Source organism: methanotrophic endosymbiont of Bathymodiolus puteoserpentis (Logatchev), from assembly GCF_900128525.1.
Taxonomy (GTDB): Bacteria; Pseudomonadota; Gammaproteobacteria; order Methylococcales; family Methylomonadaceae; genus Methyloprofundus.
In genome coordinates, this window is record NZ_FQTQ01000197.1 from 68668 (window position 1) to 87044 (window position 18377).

General features: G+C 39.5%; 19 protein-coding genes and 1 pseudogene. 5 read left to right on the forward strand and 15 right to left on the reverse strand.

What is annotated here, in order from left to right; genetic code table 11:
* Positions 1-236: 236 nt before the first annotated feature.
* Together BQ7314_RS14585 and BQ7314_RS14590 are read left to right on the forward strand one after the other, a co-directional pair.
* Positions 237-1523, forward strand: coding sequence for a transposase (locus tag BQ7314_RS14585; protein WP_174482200.1), 1287 nt, complete (start codon positions 237-239; stop codon positions 1521-1523).
* Positions 1524-1527: 4 nt separating this feature from the next.
* Entirely contained in the window at positions 1528-1824 is a 297-nt protein-coding gene (locus tag BQ7314_RS14590) for a helix-turn-helix transcriptional regulator (protein ID WP_174484421.1), read from the forward strand.
* Positions 1825-1837: 13 nt separating this feature from the next.
* On the opposite strand, the gene recQ is transcribed toward BQ7314_RS14590, so the two are convergent.
* Positions 1838-3973: a DNA helicase RecQ gene (gene recQ, locus BQ7314_RS14595; protein WP_174484440.1), complete on the reverse strand. Its 2136-nt coding sequence runs from the start codon at positions 3971-3973 to the stop codon at positions 1838-1840.
* A 95-nt stretch (positions 3974-4068) separates the two neighbouring features.
* Here recQ and gshA point away from each other — a divergent pair, with 95 nt between their 5' ends.
* Positions 4069-5646, forward strand: coding sequence for a glutamate--cysteine ligase (gene gshA, locus BQ7314_RS14600; protein WP_174484422.1), 1578 nt, complete (start codon positions 4069-4071; stop codon positions 5644-5646).
* A gap of 374 nt (positions 5647-6020) precedes the next feature.
* Here gshA and BQ7314_RS14605 read toward each other — a convergent pair whose 3' ends face one another.
* The 13 genes from BQ7314_RS14605 to BQ7314_RS14665 form a co-directional block, all read right to left on the reverse strand.
* Entirely contained in the window at positions 6021-6374 is a 354-nt protein-coding gene (locus BQ7314_RS14605; protein WP_174484423.1) for a PilZ domain-containing protein, read from the reverse strand.
* Positions 6375-6376: 2 nt separating this feature from the next.
* A complete protein-coding gene (locus BQ7314_RS14610; RefSeq protein ID WP_174484424.1) occupies positions 6377-7363 on the reverse strand; it encodes a DNA polymerase III subunit delta' in 987 nt (328 codons plus the stop codon).
* Complete coding sequence (gene tmk / locus BQ7314_RS14615) at positions 7356-7979, reverse strand: dTMP kinase (RefSeq protein ID WP_425356655.1); 624 nt, start codon at positions 7977-7979, stop codon at positions 7356-7358. The genes BQ7314_RS14610 and tmk overlap by 8 nt, the downstream gene beginning before the upstream one ends.
* A complete protein-coding gene (gene mltG, locus BQ7314_RS14620) occupies positions 7979-8977 on the reverse strand; it encodes an endolytic transglycosylase MltG (RefSeq protein ID WP_174484425.1) in 999 nt (332 codons plus the stop codon). Before mltG ends, tmk begins: the two co-directional genes overlap by 1 nt.
* A complete protein-coding gene (pabC, locus tag BQ7314_RS14625) occupies positions 8971-9801 on the reverse strand; it encodes an aminodeoxychorismate lyase (protein ID WP_174484426.1) in 831 nt (276 codons plus the stop codon). Before pabC ends, mltG begins: the two co-directional genes overlap by 7 nt.
* 20 nt (positions 9802-9821) lie before the next feature.
* Entirely contained in the window at positions 9822-11066 is a 1245-nt protein-coding gene (gene fabF, locus BQ7314_RS14630) for a beta-ketoacyl-ACP synthase II (protein ID WP_174484427.1), read from the reverse strand.
* 89 nt (positions 11067-11155) lie between these two features.
* Complete coding sequence (gene acpP, locus BQ7314_RS14635) at positions 11156-11386, reverse strand: acyl carrier protein (protein ID WP_174484428.1); 231 nt, start codon at positions 11384-11386, stop codon at positions 11156-11158.
* 130 nt (positions 11387-11516) lie between these two features.
* Entirely contained in the window at positions 11517-12245 is a 729-nt protein-coding gene (fabG, locus tag BQ7314_RS14640; protein WP_174484429.1) for a 3-oxoacyl-ACP reductase FabG, read from the reverse strand.
* Positions 12238-13191 (reverse strand): ACP S-malonyltransferase, encoded by a 954-nt coding sequence (gene fabD, locus BQ7314_RS14645; protein WP_174484430.1) that lies wholly within the window; start codon positions 13189-13191, stop codon positions 12238-12240. Before fabD ends, fabG begins: the two co-directional genes overlap by 8 nt.
* A 10-nt stretch (positions 13192-13201) precedes the next feature.
* Positions 13202-14164, reverse strand: coding sequence for a beta-ketoacyl-ACP synthase III (locus BQ7314_RS14650; protein ID WP_174484431.1), 963 nt, complete (start codon positions 14162-14164; stop codon positions 13202-13204).
* Complete coding sequence (gene plsX, locus BQ7314_RS14655) at positions 14161-15189, reverse strand: phosphate acyltransferase PlsX (RefSeq protein ID WP_280953898.1); 1029 nt, start codon at positions 15187-15189, stop codon at positions 14161-14163. Before plsX ends, BQ7314_RS14650 begins: the two co-directional genes overlap by 4 nt.
* A gap of 105 nt (positions 15190-15294) precedes the next feature.
* Positions 15295-15474 (reverse strand): 50S ribosomal protein L32, encoded by a 180-nt coding sequence (gene rpmF, locus BQ7314_RS14660; protein ID WP_174484432.1) that lies wholly within the window; start codon positions 15472-15474, stop codon positions 15295-15297.
* Entirely contained in the window at positions 15474-15998 is a 525-nt protein-coding gene (locus BQ7314_RS14665; RefSeq protein WP_174484433.1) for a YceD family protein, read from the reverse strand. Before BQ7314_RS14665 ends, rpmF begins: the two co-directional genes overlap by 1 nt.
* 49 nt (positions 15999-16047) lie before the next feature.
* Here BQ7314_RS14665 and BQ7314_RS14670 point away from each other — a divergent pair, with 49 nt between their 5' ends.
* The gene (locus BQ7314_RS14670) at positions 16048-16635 is read left to right on the forward strand and encodes a Maf family protein (protein WP_174484434.1); all 588 of its coding nucleotides are present in this window, start codon (positions 16048-16050) and stop codon (positions 16633-16635) included.
* Positions 16636-17264: 629 nt separating this feature from the next.
* Entirely contained in the window at positions 17265-17954 is a 690-nt protein-coding gene (locus BQ7314_RS14675; protein WP_174484435.1) for a hypothetical protein, read from the forward strand.
* Between the two features lie 76 nt (positions 17955-18030).
* Here BQ7314_RS14675 and BQ7314_RS14680 read toward each other — a convergent pair.
* A pseudogene (locus BQ7314_RS14680) lies at positions 18031-18138 on the reverse strand (IS6 family transposase); the annotation flags it as partial.
* Positions 18139-18377 lie beyond the last annotated feature (239 nt).

Genomic DNA, 18377 nt, shown 5'->3' on the forward strand with positions numbered 1-18377 from the left:
TAACGGTGTCCGCAACAATACATAAGATGGTAGACATACATCAAATCTATGGGTGATAATAAGTTTCCTAAGGTGTAAAAACCAACTTTTACGGAATTCAATTGCACGAAAAAGTGGCGCTCAGAGGGAAGGACAGGCGTTCTAATTGATTGAAAATAATGCAAAAAAAGGCTTGACAGGTCGAATAGGATTTGTTTGCGTATTACCATTTATAATCAGTCACTTACGCTTAAATAATGTCAAAAAGATTAGATAGCTTGCAATCCACACTGATGGATAACACCGTTTTGGGAGAATGGTTCTTGCCCATGCAAAAAGCCCTAGATAAAGTTCGCTTTTCACGCCAAAAATATTCTGTACTCTCTGCTGAGTTTTTTATTTTATTAGGCTGCTTACGTCAATTTCAGGGAACAAAGATACTACGAGAACAAATTCAATCTTTATTCGACATTGATGACACCGCTGAAAAAGCCCCCTTAGCCCGCTCAACATGGTCAGATGCATTAGCCAATTCATCACGCAGCAAAATATTGAAACAGGCTGTCCAAGTCTTGGTGACTTCTGCAAGAAATGAACTGCCCGACAGGTTTTCGGGAAAAGAAGAGTTGGGGATGCGCTCTATTTTTGCCATAGATGCGAGTTATCAAAATGAATCAAGTCATTATCAACCGATTTATCCAGGCCAGGGTGGGACTGATAATAAGAAAGGGCACATGAATATGACGACCTATGATATGCGAGCAGGGATTGCCATTGATAGTCAGACAGAAACTCGCTCTATTGATGAAATGCGCTTTATCAAAGAAAGCTGGGAAGGTTCTCACTGGACTTGCAAAAAAAATGCACTTTTTGTGGTTGACCGCGCCTTTATTGAAGCGCGTTATTGGGATTTACGTAAAACAAAATACGATGTGACAGTGATTACACGAATGAAATCGACTTTCAAATATCAAATTCTTGAGGAAAGTCATGTTGAACAGTCGGCAGTTAATGAGAATATTGTGTCTGATAGGAAAATTCAACTTAATAGCTCAAAACAAGTTTGGCGATTAATACAATTCGTATCGCCTGACGGCAAAGTTTATGAATATCTCAGTAATGATTTTACATTGTCACCTGGTATGATTGCTTTTCTTTATCACCGACGCTGGGATGAAGAAAAATATTTTGATAATTACAAAACAGATATGGCTAATGCCAAAGCATGGGGGAAATCACCTATTGCTATTGAGCAACAAGCTTTATTGGCATTGGTTACACATATACTCATGCGCTTATTTCTAAATAAAAAGGGACAGGAGATGGGCTTGGAAGAAGACCATCAAACACAACAAAAACGCCATGAAGCAAAAGAAACCGCATACTGTATTGACTGGGAAGGCAATTATAATCGTGCTTTTTTTAGAAAACTATCTAAGATTACCAAACAAGCTTGGCGGTTCTTAAAAAACAATTTCCTAAAGAAAAGCGCCACATGGCTCTTTGAGCGCAAGCTCCGACCTGTTTTGATGGCATATCTGTAATAAAATGTCGGACACCGTTAATCAATGGGAGTGCTACAAGGATGGTTTTATTTTGGCCTTTACTCATGACAAAGCAAAAGACCCTAGTATTAGTAGATTAATTGAGATCCATCAGTTGTCTCGCTGTGAAGCAATTTGTGCGCTACACTTTATGAAAACACCTTCTATTGCAGATGTTGCTAAAAATACTTTTCGCTCTCAAAATACCGTACGTAACCATATAAAACATATCATGCAAAAAATGGATGTACACAGTCAAGCGGAACTAATGAAAAAGTTAATTACCCTTGCATCTCTATAGTATGCATATTCCGTCAAATATCCATAGCTGCTTTTACACAACGAAGCACGCCATAATCATAAGTTTCACCTAAAGCTTCATAAACTGGTTTTAAACTATTAGCTTGTTCTTCCGGAAGGCTAAGGATTTCATCCTGAATACTTTGGATTTCTTGTTCAGTTAAGTCCAGTACATCACTTAACTCAACGATGCCTTGCTCAATAGCTTGTGCCAAATGTCCATAAATTGTCGTTGCTTTTAACTCTCGCTGAGCGGCAATTTTCTCCACAGAATAGCCAGCTTTAAACAGGATAGTACTTTCCTCAACGGTCTCACTCAGCTCAGCATTATTATCTGGCGCGTTAATAAATTCCTGAATAACACTGAGAAAATCATCGGCATATAAATCCAACTTACGCTCTCCAACGCCTGAGATATTTGCAAACTGCTGGCGATTTAAAGGTGCTCTTTTGACCATTTCAGTTAATGTTGCATCATTAAAAATAATATACGGTGGCACATCTTGAGTATCTGCTAATTCACGACGCTTAACACGCAAAGCTTCCCATAAAATATTATCGCTATGTCTTGAAAAGTCCCCCCTGCTGACTTTGGTTTTTTTACCTTTTTCAGGTGTCAAATCCTTACGTAACATAACTGTGGCTTCACCGCGTAATACAGAGCGGCAGCTATTATTTAGCTTTAACGCACCATAGCCTTCCACATCAACATCGACTAAACCACGAACCACTAACTGACGAAATACTGAACGCCATTGATTTTCAGATATATCTTTACCGATACCAAAGGTGCTTTGTTTATCATGAGCAAAGTTTTTAATACGCTGATTATCCTTACCTAATAAAACATCAATTAAATAATTCACACCAAAACGCTGTTCAGTACGATAAATACAGGACAAAGCTTGCTGCGCTGCGATTGTACCATCCCACGTTTCCACTGGTTCTAAGCAAGTATCGCAGTTACCACAAGGCTGTTCTTGGCTATCACCAAAATAACCGAGTAAGACCTCACGCCGACAACTAACTTGCTCACATAAACCAAGCATGGCATCCAATTTATGTAGCTCTACACGCTTATGTGCCTCATCAGTATCAGAACCTTGTAACATTTGACGTAAAGTAATAACATCTTGCAAACCATAAGCCATCCAAGCATTAGCCGGTAGACCATCACGCCCTGCTCGGCCCGTTTCCTGATAATAGCCTTCAATACTTTTAGGTAAATCTAAATGTGCAACAAAACGCACATTGGGCTTATCAATACCCATACCAAAAGCAACCGTTGCAACAATAATGACACTTTCTTTCATTAGAAAATGATGCTGATTATTTTTACGTACCTCATGTGACAACCCTGCATGATAAGGCAAAGCATCTAAGCCTTTAGATTGTAGCCATTCAGCAGTAGATTCAACTTTTTTACGTGATAAACAATAAACAATCCCAGCATCATTTTGATGCTCCGCTTGGATAAACGTTAATAATTGCTGACGAGCATTTTGTTTAAGAACAATACTGTAACGAATATTGGGGCGATCAAAGCCACTGACAAATAATTCAGCCTCTGCTAAATCTAAGCGGCTAATAATCTCTTCACGCGTGCGTTGGTCTGCCGTTGCGGTTAGCGCAATACGCGGAACATTAGGAAATCTCTGATGTAATAAAGACAGCTGCAAATAATCAGAACGAAAGTCATGACCCCATTGCGACACACAATGCGCTTCATCTATAGCAAATAAACTAATATTTAAGCGACTAAATAATTGTAAAGTACGCTCTGAGGTTAAACGCTCTGGCGCGACATATAATAAATCTAATTCACCACGATGCAGCTGCTGCTCTATGCTTTGCACTTGGTCATAGCTTAATGTGGAATTTAAAAAGGCCGCTTTTACACCTAATTGATGCAAAGCATTGACCTGATCTTCCATTAAAGCAATCAAAGGCGAAATAACGATACCCACGCCTTCACGCATCATCGCGGGGATTTGATAGCATAGCGACTTACCCCCGCCTGTAGGCATTAAAACGACAGCACTTTTACCTTGTATTAGCTGTTCGATAATTGCTGCCTGTTGACCACGAAAATTTTCATAGCCAAAAACAGCTTGCAAGACTTCTACTTCTGAGCTTCCTTTATAATCCAATTGCTGCACAATATTTATCTCTAGCCTTGAAACAGTTATATAATAGCGTCATTATAAATTAAGCATGCCCGCGTTTATCAGGATTTTTTAATATTTTGAATATAACAGCTACGAATCGCCTAAATCTCTTATTAGCCAACAAACAACAGTCACTCTTAAAAGATGGCCTAAAAGGCATAGAAAAAGAAAGTCTACGCTTAAGTGAGCAAAGCTTTATCGCACAAACGCCCCACCCTAAAAAACTTGGAGCAGCGCTAACGCACCCTTATATTACGACCGATTATTCTGAGGCTTTATTAGAATTCATTACGCCGCCGTTTGCTGATATTAATAAAACCTTAGACTTTATGCAAAATATTCATCAATTTGTCTATGATAATCTAGGTAATGAGCATTTATTAGCTACCAGCATGCCTTGTGGTATCAGTGGTGATGAAAGTATTCCTATCGCTAAGTATGGCAACTCAAATATAGGGCAAATGAAATATGTTTACCGCAAGGGCTTGTGGCATCGTTACGGTAGAACCATGCAAGCCATTGCTGGTATCCATTTTAATTACTCTGTTCCAGAAACACTGTGGCCAGTATTACACCAACTTGAAGGCTCTGAACAAACACTCGCGGAATTCAAGTCTGCTGGCTATTTCCATTTAATTCGCAATTTCCAGCGCCAAGGTTGGATTATTCTGTATTTATTTGGGGCCTCACCCGCTATCTGTAAAAATTTCTTTAAAAGTCGCCCTGAATTGATGGCGCAGTTTTCAGAATTTGATAACGGCACGCTCTACCACCCTTATGCGACCTCATTGCGCATGAGTGATATAGGCTATAAAAGCAATAATCAAGCTAACTTAAATATCGATTACAACTCACTCCGCGGCTATGTCGATAGTTTGTCCCATGCGATCAATACAGCTTACCCTGAATATGAAGCAATAGGCGTAAAAATAAAGGGTGAATATCAGCAATTAAATAGCAATATTCTACAAATTGAAAATGAGTTTTACAGCACAGTACGTCCCAAGCAAATCATTGAACCTTGTGAAAAACCAACCTTAGCACTTAAACGTCGTGGTGTTCGTTATGTAGAAATTCGCTCTCTAGATTTAGATTTATTTAATCCTATCGGGATTGATGCCATTCGCGCACGCTTTATTGAAGCCTTATTACTCAGCTGCTTACTGCATGACAGTCCAGAAATGGATATTACCGATTTTAAAACACACAATACCAATCAACTAACCGTTGCCCATCAAGGCCGTAAGCCCAATGTTGAGTTGATTAAAGACGGCCAAGCCATTCGTTTACAAGATTGGGCCAATGATATACTGAATAACATGCAAGCTGTCTGCGATATCTTAGATGAAAATGAAGCTGAGGATTATTACAACCAAGCTCTTACAGAGCAACGTAAATTAATTGCCAATCCAGACTTAACACCATCAGCACAAATTCTAGCTAAAATGCGTGCAGAAAAGAAGCCTTTCGCTCACTTTGCAGAAGGCGTATCTCGGCAGCATGCGCAAAATTTTAGCGCACAAAAACTCAATGTAACAGATACCGAAAAATTCATCCAAATGGTGCTGGAATCACATACTAAGCAACAAGAAATTGAAACACATGACACACTGTCATTTGATGATTTTCTCAGTAAGTATTTTTCTCAAAAGTAAACAATAACATCCGATTCTGGTGTTATATTGACAATTTAACGCCGAGGCGAGAGCCCTGAAGGGATGATGCACCATAGTATGCAGATCGCACGTCTAAAGACAATGGAGCTTATTAATGCACTATAAAAGATATTTTTAAGGCGATTGATAAGCTTAATAATCGATCTAAAAAATGCCTAGGCTACAAAACCACTTTATAAATTTTTTAAAGAACTAACGGGAATAAATATTAAAAATTTATTGGGTTATGCACTGATGACTGGAATCCAGGTAACGCAAAAAACATTTGCTTTTCGAAATATGAAAAACTGCATGTTGGGGAAGCTGGCTCTTGCATTATTCTTATGCAAGAGTGCAAAGCGAATAATTTACAACTAAATAGTATGTGTAGAACGACCTGACTCCAAAGTTCCAGCCAAATAAGTTTCAATTTTATTTCTAGCTTGGCCACCATCTTGATCGCTAAATTGCACGCCTATTCCTGCTGTTCTGTAACCTTCAGCACCCACAGGCGTGATCCAAATTACTTTACCTGCAATAGGCAGACGCTCAGTTTCCTCCATTAAATTAAGCAGCATAAATACTTCTTGCCCCATCGTATAACTACGATTGGTCGGAATAAATAACCCGCCATTGGCAACAAAAGGCATATAAGCTGCATAAAGTGCATTTTTCTCTTTAATAGATAAGGATAAAATTCCTTGTCGTGCTGCTGATGGTTCGGCCATAATTATTTTTTTATCGCTGTTAGAGCCCAGGTAATCAAAATTTCTTCAAAAAGAAGCTGTTTATTCAGTTGTGTTGGAATTCTTTGCATATTAGTTAATAATAAACGATGAAATTCATATAAACGCTTTAAGTCTAACCGCTTCGACAAAACATTCAAGTATTTTTCTAGGTCGGCATTGCGCAACATTGAGCTTTCTATATTAAAATGACACTTAATAATATCTTCCGTCCAGCTAATCAACCAAGGCAAAATTTGGCTAGTAGGAAGTTTGTGCCATTTTTCAGCCAATTCTATAGGGCAAGCGCTGGCTAAAGGGATTTTTTGCCAGTCAGAAAAGCAGTTTTGTCGCTGCTCAAGCATATTACTTTGTGCATAATCTAAAGCGAGTAATGGTGCTCCTCCCGCTAAATTTAACAATAACTCTTGCTGCTGCTCAGCAACTCCTTGCTTTTGCAACCACCTATTAAGCTCTTCAAGCTTTGGTGGCATCAGCAATAATTTCTGACAACGACTAATAATGGTCGCAGGCAGTATTTGTATTTTCTCTGCCAGCAAAATAAACATAGTTCGCTCAGGCGGCTCTTCCAAACACTTAAGAAAAGCATTAGCAGAATTGTTATTCATGTTTTCAGCGGGGCTAATTAAAACCACACGAAACCCACTATACTGCGGCTTTAGCCTTAATTTAACAATTAAACTTCTAATTAAATCAATACCAATTACTTTACCTGATTCTTCCGGCTGAACCCAAGTAAAATCGGGGTGTGTATTGGCAACAAATAACTGACAACTTTCACAGTGACCACAAAAATCTTGAGTTTGCTTATTTGAACACATTAAATATTGCGCAAAGTGCAGTGCTAGCTGATGCCTCCCTAACCCTGCAATGCCATTAATTAATAAAGCTTGCGGAACTCTCTCTTGCTCCACATAAGCCGACAAATGCTGCCAGCACAAATTATGCCAAGGGTAAAGCTCGTTAGTCATGAAGAAATTGAGTAATCAACTGATAAATTTTAGCTTGCACATGCTCTAAATTTTGGGCAGCATCAATGACTTTAATGCGGGCAGGTTGCTGTTCAGCCATAGCTAAATAAGTTGCTCTGACTTTTTCAAAAAATGTTATTTTTTCTAATTCAAACCGGTCTAATTTGCCCCGCTGAGCCGCTCTATTCATACCTACTTGCACAGGTGCATCTAATAATAAAGTTAAATCAGGCCGCAACTCACCTTGGACAAAATTTTCCAACCAATTAATGGCAAGAATATCCATAGCGCGACCGCCACCTTGATAAGCATAAGTCGCATCAGTAAAACGATCACACAAAACCCAAGTCCCTTGCTTTAAAGCAGGCTTAATAACATGTTTTATATGCTGTGCACGCGCAGCAAACATCATTAATAATTCAGCTTGCTCAGTGATTTCCTCTTGATTTTTATCCAGTAATAATTGGCGCAGTGCCTCCGCTAATGGTGTCCCTCCTGGCTCGCGCGTCAGCATTACCGAAATACCATTCTCTTCCAACAAAGACTGAATATAAGCGATATTGGTTGTTTTACCAACGCCCTCTCCTCCCTCAAGACTAATAAACTTCCCCAACATTATTTCCGCTTCCTTTGGAAATTATTCACCGCTTTATTATGCTGGGCCAAAGTGGCTGAAAAAATATGACTACCATCACCTTTAGCAACAAAATATAAACTACCATTATCCGTAGGATGTAGCACTGAATACAGCGCATACTCACCCGGCATAGCAATCGGTGTTGGTGGTAAGCCATTAATTCGGTAAGTATTATAAGGTGTTAAAGTACTTAGATCCTTTTTACGAATATTCCCCTGATAGCTTTCACCCATACCATAAATAACAGTGGGGTCAGTTTGTAAACGCATTCCCTTGCGCAACCTACGCATAAAAACACCTGCGATAATAGGCTGTTCAGCTACAACACCAGTTTCTTTCTCAACAATCGAAGCCAATATTAGCGCTTCATAAGCTGACTTAATAGGCAAGTTAGCCGCTCGTTGTTCCCATAATACTGCTAATCTATTCTGCATTTTATTATAGGCTAACTTTAAAATAGCCAAATCAGTGGTATGCTTTTCAAATCGGTAAGTATCAGGAAAAAACAAACCTTCAGGGTGAGTATAGTTGCTGCCTAATTTTTGCAAAATTTGTAAATCACTTAACTCAACTATTGTATGTGTAAAATTTTTATTTGCTGCAATTGCTTGGCGTATTTCTCTAAAACTCCAGCCTTCAGGAAAAGTAATTTCATGTTGCCGTGTTTTACCTAAGCTTAATAGAGCTAAAAAATCTTTAGGCAATAAGCCAGTAGGTAATTCATATTCCCCTGCTTTTAGCTGATTTATTAAGCCTTGTTGTTCTGCTAACAACCTAAACCAAAGCCCATTCAGTGAACGCTTCTGGTAGCCAAGTTCTCGAATAATAAGCGCAAAGGAACTGCCTTTTTTAACCTCAACGACCTTAGCCTCTTCAGTGATGATAGGTGTCGTGACAAATGCTTGGTAATTCATCAAAGCCCAAGCAAAAATCCCTATTAAAATAATAAAAAATGCCGCAGCAACACGTACTAACATGTCACACCTAGTTCACTTTTTTTATATTCAGTTAAATAATGGCTTATTTTTTTTGTCCAAGGGCCTAGCGAGTATACTGTGCCAGCTACCGACTTAATTGGCCAAATACCAATCACGGAGTTTGTAACAAATAATTCATCAGCGGATAAAACAAATTCTTGAGTTAATGAAGTCACTTTAAAGGGAATATCATTTATCTTAGCAAGCTCTAAAATTATCCCTCGTAGCACGCCCTTTATGCCCGATAAAATAATATCAGGCGTATACAATACACCCTCTTTGATCACAAATAAGTTAGTCATCGTGCCTTCAATCACTTGCTCATTTAAATTCAGCATCAAGCCTTCTTGAAATTCATCCTGCCATTCGGCACGAGCAAGCACTTGCTCTAAACGATTATTATGTTTAATTCCGGCTAGCATCGTGTTAAGTCCTAAGCGAGACCTACAAAAACGGGCATTAATGCCTTCACTTTTATAGTGAGCTGGATAATCTGGGAATGGATATAAAGCAAGCAGACGAGTTGCCTGTATAGTTTCAGGTTGCCTGTATCCGCGCCCACCCGAGCCTCGCGTAAGCATTAATTTAAGGACACCATGATTAACTGAATGACTAACTTGATGGATTTCATCCAGCAGAAGAGCTTCTTTTGGATAAGGGATTTGTAAAACTTGGCAGCCTGTTTTTAATCTCGCTAAATGCTGAGTTAAAAAAACAGGCTGACCTTGAATCACTTCTAGCGTTTCAAACAGGCCATCACCGTAATGCAAGCCACGATCTGTTATTTTTAGCGTATCTCGCTGTTCACCATTGATTAATATCATTAGCAAACCTTGATCCGTACTTATTCGTAACGTTTAAAAACTAAAGTTCCATTAGCCCCACCAAAACCAAAAGAGTTAGACATAGCAATATTAACCTGCATCTCACGCGCCGTATTTGGCACATAATCTAAGTCACACTCAGGGTCTGGATTTTCAAGGTTAATTGTAGGTGGAACAATTTGTTTTTTAATCGTTAAAGCACTCAACACTGCTTCAATACCTCCCGCTGCACCTAATAAATGCCCGATCATAGATTTGGTTGAGCTAACTGCAATTTTATAAGCATGATCACCTAATGCCGCTTTCATTGCTTGTGTTTCACCTATATCACCTGCCGGAGTCGATGTACCGTGCGCATTGATATAATCAATATCTGTAGCATTTAAACCTGCATCATGTATAGCATTTTTCATACAACGTGCAGCACCTTCCCCCCCTGGGGAAGGTGTCGTCATATGGTAAGCATCACCACTCATACCATAGCCTATAACCTCAGCATAAATTTTTGCACCGCGAGCTTTAGCATGCTCTAATTCCTCAAGAACAACGACACCTGCACCATCGCTTAATACAAAGCCATCACGATCAGTATCCCACGGGCGACTTGCGGCTTGTGGGTCATCATTACGACGTGATAAAGCTTTTGCTGAAGCAAAACCACCCATTGCTGTAGCTGAACTTGTACAACGCTCAGCACCACCAGCAACCATGACATCTGCATCACCATATTGGATTTTACGTGCTGCATCACCGATACAGTGCGTGCCGGTTGAGCATGCGGTTACAATTGCAAAATTAGGCCCCTTTAATCCATACTTGATGGAAAGGTTACCGGAAATCATATTAATGATATTGCCAGGTACAAAGAAAGGTGAAATCCGACGTGCCCCCCCTTTTTCAAAGGTCATACGACATTCTTCTATGCCTGTAATTCCGCCAATACCTGAACCGATAGCAACACCAATTCTTTCTGCATTTTCTTCTGTAACTTCTATTCCTGAATCTTCAATCGCCTGACTTCCCGCTGCAATCCCATAATGAATAAAACCATCCATACGTTTAGCATCTTTAGCAGGAATATACTGGCTAATATCAAAATTTCTAATCACACCACCAAAAGTAGTCGCATGTCCGGAAATATCAAAAGAATCAATTTGACTGATACCACTTTTGCCATTAATAATACCATCCCATGTTTCAGAGACTGTGTTAGCAAGAGGTGTAATTGCACCTAAACCCGTAATAACAACGCGACGTTTACTCAATGGAAATACCTGAAATGAAGTAGAAAAGAAAGGAGATAGATATTAATGGGCAATGAATGATTACCCATTAAGTAATAACAACTAAGAAATTAGCCGTTAGCGTTCACATAATCAACTGCTTGTTGAACTGTAGTAATTTTCTCAGCATCATCATCAGGAATTTCACATTCGAATTCTTCTTCTAAAGCCATTACCAATTCTACTGTATCAAGTGAGTCTGCACCTAAATCATCAACAAATGATGCATCATTAGAAATATCTTCTTTTACACCTAATTGCTCAGCAACAATCTTTTTTACGCGTTCTTCAATGTTACTCATATTATTTTTTCCTTAATGGATGCCGATTTAAACTATGCAACATCACTAAATTATTATTAATCTGGTTTAACTTATAGTTAATTCTATAAGCGGGGCAATTATACTTTAAAATTATAAAAATGACATAATTTTAAGCCATAAACATACCACCGTTGACATGAAGTGTTTCACCGGTAATATAAGAAGCCCCTTCAGAGGCCAAAAATGCGACTGCATAAGCGATTTCTTTAGCATCCCCTAAACGTGCCAAAGGAATACCAGTCAGTAAGGCCTGCTTAAGCTCATCTGACAGCTCACGAGTCATATCAGTATCAATAAAACCAGGAGAAACAGTATTGACAGTGATACCCCGCGAGCCTACCTCTTTAGCCATTGATTTAGTAAAGCCAATTAAGCCTGCTTTAGCAGTGGCGTAATTAGTTTGTCCAGCATTTCCCGTTGAACCAACAACAGAACCAATATTAATAATACGCCCTGTTTTCGCTTTCATCATGCCACGCAATACCGCCTTACTCATTCTAAAAACAGATGTTAGGTTGGTATTGATAATATCATTCCACTCATCCTCTTTCATGCGCATTAATAAGTTATCACGCGTAATACCCGCATTATTAACCAATACTGCTGGCGTACCATACTTACCAGTAATCACCTTCATTACTTCAGCAATAGAGTCCGCATCAGCGACATTTAATTTCATGCCAGTGCCGTTATCAGCCAAATACGCAGAGATAGCGTCTGCACCACCCTCCGAAGTTGCCGTACCAATAACAAAAAATCCATCCGTTATTAATTTTTCTGCAATCGCACGACCGATACCACGGCTCGCACCCGTTACTAAGGCTATTTTTTTAGTCATTAGCAAAATGCTCCAATAATTCAGTTAAAGTATTTGGATTGTTAACGGTGAAATGATTCGCCGCTTTCACAATACGTTTATTTAATCCCATTAAGACCTTACCAGGACCCATTTCTACAAAAGTAGTTACACCTTGCTCAGTCATTGCATTAATCGTATCAACCCAACGAACAGGCTCAAATAGCTGCTCTTGCAAGGCCTGACGGACTTCCTCGGCAACTTTATGCACATTAACATCGACATTATATAATAAAGTGACATCAGGTTCGGAGAACTCTATCGCTTGCATTTTTACATACAACTGATCAGCTGCAGGACGCATTAATGCGCAATGCGACGGCACACTAACCGGTAATTTCAACGCGCGCTTAGCACCCAACTCTTTTGCCGCAGGCATCGCACGATCTATAGCCACACTATTCCCCGCAATCACTACCTGACCCGGAGAATTAAAATTCACTGCCGAACAAACCTCACCTTGCGCAGCATCTGCACAAACCTGAATCACTTGTTCATCTGCTAAACCTAGAATAGCCGCCATTGCCCCGACACCTTCAGGAACCGCTTCTTGCATAAAACGACCTCTAGCTGCAACCAAACGAATTGCATCTGCAAAGTCCAGCACCCCCGAGCATACTAAAGCAGTATATTCGCCTAAGCTATGCCCAGCCATATAAGCAGGCCTTACCTCAGACTGTGCGCACCAGACTCGCCAAAGTGCGACACCGGCAGCCAACATAGCTGGTTGCGTATTATGGGTCTGATTTAACTCTTCTGCTGGACCTTCATTAACCAATCGCCATAAATCAAAACCTAAAACTTCTGATGCTTGTGCAAAAGTTGCTTTAACTTCCGGATAAGCTTCTGTCATTTCAGCTAACATAGCGACCGATTGCGAACCTTGGCCTGGAAAAACAAAAGCTAACTGTTTATTTTGTTCACTCATAAAAAACCTTTTAATACTTAATGAGTGCAGAACCCCACGTAAAGCCTGCACCAAATGCCTCTAATAATACGATATGGCCACGCTGAATACGCCCATCTCGAACCGCCTCATTAAATGCTAACAATACAGATGCAGAAGAAGTATTCCCCTGCTCCTCCAAGGTAACAACAACTTGATTCATAGACATTTTCAGCTTCTTTGCTGTTCCCGTAATAATACGTATGTTTGCTTGATGCGGAACCAACCAATCGACATCTGTTTTTTGCATATTATTGGCAGCCAAAGTCTCATCGACAATACGCCCCAAAGTATTCACTGCCACCTTAAATACCTCATTTCCCTTCATAGAAATATAGCCAGTAGTGTCTGGGTTTCCTTGCGCCTGTGGATTAGGGCAGCTTAATAAATCTTCAAAACGCCCATCAGAATGTATGTGCGTAGATAAGACCCCCGGTTCTTCTGAAGTAAGCAATAAAATTGCACCTGCGCCGTCACCAAACAAAATACAAGTACCGCGATCAGTCCAATCTGTGATTCGTGAGTTGATTTCTGTACCTACAACTAAAACAGTCTTTGCTGCTCCTGACTTAATATACTGATTGGCTATATCTAAACCAAAAATTGACCCCGAACAAGCTGCTTGTATATCAAAAGCCACACCATTTTTAATACCTAACCGGTATTGTAGCATACATGCAGCGCCAGGATAAACATTTTCTGGCGTACCTGTAGCAACAATAATTAAGTCAATTTCATTCGGTGCAATATCTGCCATCTCAATGGCCTGCCTAGCAGCAATTTCAGCCATACTAGAAGTGGTTTCATCGGCTGCAGCAATGCGTCGATTCCTGATTCCAGTTCGCTCAAAAATCCAACTATCAGTTGTATCTACAATTTTAGATATATCATCATTAGATTTTATTTCAGCAGGTAAATACCCCCCCGTACCGATTACTTTTGCATAAGCCGTCATGCGCTCTCTCTCCCACTTAAAGATTTCTCAACTTGCTCGCTGATTTTTTGAATAACATTCTTTTCAACTTCAACTTCAGCGACATGAATTGCTGTTTGAAAAGCCAAAGAATCAGCACCACCATGGCTTTTAATAACTAAACCTTTTAAACCTAAAAAGCTAGCCCCATTATGCAACCTAGGATCAATACGATTTTTAATAGCTTTCAATACGGTATAAGAAAGCATTGCAGCAAATTTTGTGAATAGATTCTTAGCAAATGACTCCCTCAGTACAGAGGTAATCATTTTTGCCGCACCTTCAATTGATTTAAGTGCTATATTTCCGACAAAACCATCACAAACAATTAAATCAACTCTCTCATCACCTGCATTAAGCGAATTACCTTCGACATAACCGATATAATTTAATGATGAATTTTCCAGCAACTTAGCAGCTGACTTTACCTGTTCATTGCCTTTCGTCTCTTCCTCACCAATATTTAACAAACCTACTTTAGGATTAGAAATATTTTCAAGCGCCTTAACCACTTCAGCCCCCATAACAGCAAATTGAAATAGATTTTCAGCCGAACTATCTACATTAGCACCTAAATCTAAAACATGGGTATGACCAAAAATAGAAGGCATAGAAGACATAATCGCTGGCCTATCAACACCCGGAATCATTTTCAAAACAAATCGAGCAGTCGCCATTAATGCTCCGGTATTTCCTGCACTTACACACGCATCTGCCTTGCCATCACGTACCAAGTTAATTGCCACACGCATGGATGAATCTTTTTTGTTTTTTAGCGCCTTTGCTGGAGATTCATCCATTGTTACACATTGTGATGCATGCTGAATAGATAAGCGCCCTTCAAAATCAAGCAAATCCTGTGAGAGAAATGGCTGTAAAGCTTGCTCATCACCCACCAAAATCAACTGCAATTCAGGATTACGACGCAAACACTCTAACGATGCAGGGATAGTAGTATCAGTACCGTGATCTCCCCCCATTGCATCAATTGAAATTATTAAACTCACGTGTACGAAAACTCCAGTCGTTATTATAAAAAAACCGGACATAAAGGACATAAAGTCCGGCTTTCAAAATTTATATTGCACAATTTTCGTGCAAAACTTTAAATTTTAGTCTTCATCTTGCGCAACAATTTGGCGACCTTTAAAAAAACCGTCCGGCGTAACATGATGACGTAGATGTGTTTCGCCTGTTGTTGGATCCTGTGACAAAGTTTGTGCTGTCAACGAATCATGTGAGCGACGTTGTCCACGCCTTGAACGAGTTACTTTACTTTTTTGTACGGCCATTATTGGTCTCCAGTAATTTTTAATTTAGCTAAAATAGAAAAAGGGTTGTCAGATTCTTGTTTTATTTCTTCGGGTTTTTCAACGAGCGGCTTAGTTGATGAATATTGAATACAACTACTTTCATGTCTTGGATAATCAGGCAACGCAATAATCACCTCATCCTCAATAATTGTAGAGAGTGACATTTTTTGACCTGAAACAATCATTGGTTCAAACCCTTCCTCTAAGCGATCAGCCTGTTCAATTGTTTGCACCATACCAATCTTTACAGATTTATCTACAGTCCATGGCAAAAATTTCAAACAACTCTGGCACGTCAAGGTTATATGCCCTTCAATACGCCCTTCAATAATTGGAACTTTACCTTCCTTATAAAACTGCAAGTCGACATTTAACTCTCCCTCTTTATCAAAAAGAAAATCAGACAGGCGAGCCATCCTTTGTAAGCCAATATAGCCTACTACATGGCTATTCCGTTCCGCAAACACAACAGGATCTATAATTTCAGGTAATTGATCTAACATATCCATGTAATAATATAGGTTTTTATCATCCCCTGTCAATTGAATTCTAATGAAAAACTATCAGTTGGTTTTAGCTTCTAGCTCTGAGTACCGAAAAGCACTACTGGAAAAATTACACTTAAGCTTTATCTGCGCTACCCCAAATATTGATGAAACCGCCCAAGCGAATGAAACAGCAAAAGAACAAGCATTGCGTTTAGCCACACAAAAAGCCCATGCTCTCGCTAGCGCATACTCAAAACATATTATTATTGCTGCTGATCAAGTTGCTATGCTGGGCAATTCACAACTACACAAACCAAGCAACCAAGAGAATGCAATCAAACAATTGCAAAAGTCTTCTGGTAAATGTATAAAATTTTACACTGGCATCTGCGTGTTAGACACAACTACGATGAATTATAAGATTGATATTGATATATGCTCGGTGTACTTTAAAAAACTAAGCGCTAATGAAATAAAAAATTACGTACTTTTAGAACAACCCTATAATTGCGCAGGCAGCTTTAAATCAGAAGGTTTAGGCATTACACTGTTTAAGCGTATTGAAAGTGACGATCCAAATGCGCTTATTGGACTCCCTCTAATTAAGCTAATAGGACTACTTGAAAAATTTAATATTAATGTATTAGCATAAGTAGCCATATTAATAACAGGCGCGCCATCCTACCTCATGAAACACTTGGGACTCCTGTCGCCAAATATTCATTCACATACGGAGCGAATTGGATAAGCCCCAGTACGCCCTGCGTCCGCTTCAACTTCGCACAAAAGCCGCTACGTTAAAGCTACCTCAAATGGCTTGACGGCTGTCGGGATAAAATTCTAGCCTCCCTCGCGCACTGCTACCGCAGTGCACTTCGGATTGGCGAATTTCCCTGTCGCCTACTGCGGACTAAAAATCATCACTTCGCTATCGCTCCGTTTCCCTGATTTTCAGCGATAGTTGCGGCATGGTTTCAATTTTACCATAAATAATTATTGGGAAACTTCAGCCTTTAAAGCTGATCATGATTTTATTTTATGCACATTGGGAAACAAGGATGAATTATCTCAGAACTTACCCATAAATGCGACATAAAAACCACAATTAACCTTCCCTTGCGACAGATCCTTTTGTCAGCTTAGACTCATTCCATATTAGAATACGAGGCTCTTTTCAGACTCATTTCGTATTGGAGAAGGCTATAGCTTTTTTTCTAATAATCTAGTATAATTCAATGGAAACTTACGATTAATGGATAATCTCAATGAGAGGTAATAAAAATGAAGACTAAAAATGTATTATTGGCCGGTTTACTAATAACCTTTAGCGTATCAGCGTTAGCTAGTGAAATAGAAGATCTTGGAGCGCAGGCCATGGCCGAGGTTAGGGAATTAATTGCTGATACTAAGGTTGATATATCTCAAGAGCTTTTCGGTAAAGATTGGGTAATAAATAATGCGCAAGAATTAATAGACCTTGGTACAGATATTTACTATGGAGCAGAAATTCCAGGGTACCATGGAAAAAAAATAATAAATGGCATGAATAAACAAATGTACGGTAAATTCTCAATATCTCGTGTTGTGCCTAACGCACAAGAGAATTTGAAAAAATCTGTCTGGATTGCTCGTATAAGGATAGAACGTGAAGAGTCTCAAAGACGACAAAAAATAGAAGACGCGCTCTGCTCCATGAATGGTGAATACGTTAACATTCCACTCATAAAATCAGCAGGAAATGATAAACGTTATTCAGGTAAGTTTTTATATCGTGATGGTGACTTAAAGCTACTTGATTTCCAGGAGATTCCCGTAGATGACTCACTAGAGCCCACCGTGGTATTTAACGATCAAACAGGGGTTATGGCTATCTCTATCTGCAAAGTAGGTGATGAAAATTACTATGCTGAGTTGCAAGTTATGGATGATGGTATTACCTTTGAGGTTACTAAAGCAATAAGAATTTATTAATGGGTTCTGTCGCAAGCATTAGTGAAAGCGAAGAGTGCCTTGTCTTCAGGCATAACTATCCTGCTAAAGCCATAAATTACTTATAAGCAGGAATATTTTCCTCAGGGAGCTGTCTCTTTCGAATCATATGTGCTGTTTCAACTTCTGTAATCGTTGCTTGAGCGGAGTGAAACGCTTTAAACCCCTCATACCACATGAAATACTTGGGACTCCTGTCGCCAACTATTCATTCACATACGGAGCGAATTCGATAAGCCCCAGTACGCCCTGCGTTCGCTTCAACTTCGCACAAAAGCCGCTACGTTAAAGCTACCTCAAATGGATTGACGGCTGTCGGGATAAAATTCTAGCCTCCCTCGCGCACTGCTACCGCAGTGCACTTCGGATTGGCGAATTTCCCTGTCGCCTACTGCGGACTAAAAA

Coding starts and splice junctions, on each gene's coding strand:
- fabG (WP_174484429.1), bottom strand. CDS start 12,245: ATGACTAAAAAAATAGCCTTAGTAACGGGTGCGAGCCGTGGTATCGGT.
- tmk (WP_425356655.1), bottom strand. CDS start 7,979: ATGTTGGGGAAGTTTATTAGTCTTGAGGGAGGAGAGGGCGTTGGTAAA.
- mltG (WP_174484425.1), bottom strand. CDS start 8,977: ATGTTAGTACGTGTTGCTGCGGCATTTTTTATTATTTTAATAGGGATT.
- BQ7314_RS14605 (WP_174484423.1), bottom strand. CDS start 6,374: ATGGCCGAACCATCAGCAGCACGACAAGGAATTTTATCCTTATCTATT.
- BQ7314_RS14590 (WP_174484421.1), top strand. CDS start 1,528: ATGTCGGACACCGTTAATCAATGGGAGTGCTACAAGGATGGTTTTATT.
- rpmF (WP_174484432.1), bottom strand. CDS start 15,474: ATGGCCGTACAAAAAAGTAAAGTAACTCGTTCAAGGCGTGGACAACGT.
- fabD (WP_174484430.1), bottom strand. CDS start 13,191: ATGAGTGAACAAAATAAACAGTTAGCTTTTGTTTTTCCAGGCCAAGGT.
- BQ7314_RS14650 (WP_174484431.1), bottom strand. CDS start 14,164: ATGACGGCTTATGCAAAAGTAATCGGTACGGGGGGGTATTTACCTGCT.
- BQ7314_RS14610 (WP_174484424.1), bottom strand. CDS start 7,363: ATGACTAACGAGCTTTACCCTTGGCATAATTTGTGCTGGCAGCATTTG.
- BQ7314_RS14585 (WP_174482200.1), top strand. CDS start 237: ATGTCAAAAAGATTAGATAGCTTGCAATCCACACTGATGGATAACACC.
- BQ7314_RS14665 (WP_174484433.1), bottom strand. CDS start 15,998: ATGTTAGATCAATTACCTGAAATTATAGATCCTGTTGTGTTTGCGGAA.
- BQ7314_RS14675 (WP_174484435.1), top strand. CDS start 17,265: ATGAAGACTAAAAATGTATTATTGGCCGGTTTACTAATAACCTTTAGC.
- acpP (WP_174484428.1), bottom strand. CDS start 11,386: ATGAGTAACATTGAAGAACGCGTAAAAAAGATTGTTGCTGAGCAATTA.
- BQ7314_RS14670 (WP_174484434.1), top strand. CDS start 16,048: ATGAAAAACTATCAGTTGGTTTTAGCTTCTAGCTCTGAGTACCGAAAA.
- pabC (WP_174484426.1), bottom strand. CDS start 9,801: ATGATATTAATCAATGGTGAACAGCGAGATACGCTAAAAATAACAGAT.